Source organism: Enhygromyxa salina, from assembly GCF_002994615.1.
Taxonomy (GTDB): domain Bacteria; phylum Myxococcota_A; class Polyangia; order Nannocystales; family Nannocystaceae; genus Plesiocystis; species Plesiocystis salina_A.
Window position 1 is genome coordinate 1 of the sequence record NZ_PVNK01000084.1, and the last position, 544, is coordinate 544.

At 68.9% G+C, this 544-nt stretch carries 1 protein-coding gene; it reads right to left on the reverse strand.

Annotated features, from left to right (window positions below; translation table 11 throughout):
• Positions 1-521, reverse strand: a 521-nt coding sequence (locus ENSA5_RS08035) for a Tc toxin subunit A-related protein (protein ID WP_258182787.1), incomplete at its 3' end; no start/stop codon positions are given.
• Between the last annotated feature and the right edge of the window lie 23 nt (positions 522-544).

Genomic DNA, 544 nt, shown 5'->3' on the forward strand with positions numbered 1-544 from the left:
ACGCCGTCTTCGAGCAGCAGCGCGAACTCGACCCGCTTGATCTCCACGCCGCTTCGCCGCGCGAGGTGGTCGAAGTGCTTGCGCTCCACGGGCAGGCTCAGCTCCTGCGGGCCCGCGCTCGGCGGCGTCAAGAAGCGCTGCCACTCGTTGGGGAACGCGTCATGAACGACGAGCAACTGCATCAACTCCTCACCTTCGACCGCGTCGACGAGCTCGGACAGCGCGTTGGCGCTGGCTGCATCACGCAGCTCCGCGCCGCCGTCTCGCGCGCTGTAGTCGATGTGAAGCACGACGTCGGAGATCGTCCGGTAGTCGAACAAGCGCGCGTCCGCGGGCAGGCTCAGCTTCCACTCGCTGACGGCCCCGGCGTACTCGAAGGGCAGGTAGCGCTCATCCCGGAAGTCGAGGTTGAACAGCCCGCCGTCGGAGACCGCGGTGCTCGTGGCGATCGCCTCGCCGCCGCCGTAGCCGACCCGGAAGCGCTCATCCGGCGCCTCCGTCTCGGCGTAGGAGGGCTGCACGCCGGGGTCGATGCGCGTCTTGT